At 62.2% G+C, this 1,773-nt stretch carries 2 protein-coding genes; both read right to left on the bottom strand.

From position 1 onward, the window contains the following. Window positions 1-505 (bottom strand): TonB-dependent receptor plug domain-containing protein (locus tag RMO25_RS12590; RefSeq protein ID WP_309662948.1); only part of this gene is annotated, 505 nt, incomplete at its 3' end. A gap of 223 nt (window positions 506-728) precedes the next feature. Further along, window positions 729-1,773: TIGR03032 family protein (locus RMO25_RS12585; RefSeq protein WP_309662947.1), on the bottom strand; the 1,045-nt coding region annotated here is incomplete at its 5' end.

The raw sequence follows: 1,773 nt of genomic DNA, 5'->3' as shown, positions 1-1,773 counted from the left end.
CGCCAACCTGACCGCGGGTGCCGGCCGGAGCAATGCGCCGGCCGTTCAACAGAACCAGGGTCCGGGTCGGGCCGAGGCCGCGCAGGGACAGCGTGTTGACGCCCGGGCCGCCCTCGACGACGAGACCGCCGAAACTGTCGTTGATCTGCGGCGTGCCGCCAGTGACGCCGACGCTCTGCAGCACTTCAGCGGTCGAGTTGAAACCGGAGTCGATCTGCTCGTCGCGGGTAATGATTGTCACCGGATCGGCCGTGTTGAACCGATTGCGGCGGATGCGCGAACCGACGACGACGATGTCGCCTTCTTTACCGCTTGCGCTTGTGACGTCCGCGCCCTGCTGCACCGCTTCGCCGGCCGGAGTATCGGGGTCCGGGCACAGCGCCGCGTCGACCTGGCCGGACGGGGCCTGGCACGGATCCCGCTCAGGAAGCACCGGGGCGGGGGTTTGCGCCTGCGCTGGCGTCGCCGCGAGCGCGATCGCGGCAAACGACACGGAAGAAAGCATCAGACGGGTAAGTGAGCGCATGGCTGGTCGGTCCCCCAAGTATGGACGTGAATACCGTCGGGTTAGTGGAGGATGAATGTGGGGAAAAAAACCATTTTCGCCGACCCGTCCGCGTTTCCGGCAGTGTCTGTAACATTAATGCCACATGACCGCGCACTGCTAAGCCATTGAAAACTTGCAGAGACTGCCGCCAAACTCGCGGGCAAGAGAGAAAGGGAGATGCTTAGCCCTGGGCCTCGAGCGGCTTGATCTCCGCATTGAAGGTGACCGTTTCAAGGAATTCGTCGGCCTGGGGACCGATCGCCATCGGGCAAGTGATCCCCGGCATGAGCTCGACCGCGAACAGCTCTTGCACGTCCCCCTCCAACCTCAGCCATTCGGCGATTTCGCCCTGTGCCAGGTCGATCACCATCACGCCGCAAATCGGATCGAGATTCCGCTTCGTCAGTTCCTCGGAGATCGGCATTTGTTCGAACCTGCCGTAACGCGGCTTTGAAATCGTTACGAGCGCGTAGCCGTTAATAAGCGCCAGCCCGCGAAGGAATCCTGGGCAGAACGCCACATCCCTGACGTTCCCCGTTTCCTGGTCGACTTCGACGAGCCAACCGCGTCCGCTGTCGACGGCGTATAGATTGCCATCCGCAGCCAGGCGGGGAGAATGCGGCATCGAAAGCTGGTCGGTTACAACCTCGTCCGTTTCGACGTCGATGATGACACCCTTCGGAAGCGGACGTCCGTGCCAACCACTCGGGACATTGGTCTGACTGACGGCCGTCACATATTTCGGCCGTCCGTCGACCATCCCAAGGCCGTTCAGGTGGCACCGATCTTCGGGAGCCAGCTCGGAAATGAAGCTGGGCTTCCAGATCGGCCGGAAGCTTTCGACCGGATCAAGCGTCCCGAGACAGGAATAACTCGTGTTGACGAACACCGGACGGCCCGCGGCATCGACGCCAAGCTCGTGGATGTCGATGTCGCCCGTGATGTGAGTCCTGCGCGGCATCAGAGTGAGATCGAACCTGTCTTGGGCAACCATTCCTTCAGGCAGGATGTTCTCAAGCCGCCAAAGCTGGACCCGGGACGCGAGCCACAAGCCGTCGCGGTCCCAGCAAATCCCCATGGCGCGGCCGAATGCCTGCTGGTGAACGGAAATTGTGCCGTCAGGCATCGTTCCAACGAGCAGCAGGCGACCACTTTGATACGATGTTATTGCAAAACTGGTCTTGTTGTGGGTCAGCCAGGCGGTTCCCGAGGTGGTGCCGCCGCCC

The sequence above is a fragment of the Sphingomonas sp. genome, from assembly GCF_031361285.1.
In the GTDB taxonomy this organism is placed as follows: Bacteria; Pseudomonadota; Alphaproteobacteria; order Sphingomonadales; family Sphingomonadaceae; genus Sphingomicrobium.
The sequence above is the reverse complement of the archived record's forward strand: the minus strand, read 5'-3'. Positions and strand labels throughout refer to the sequence as shown.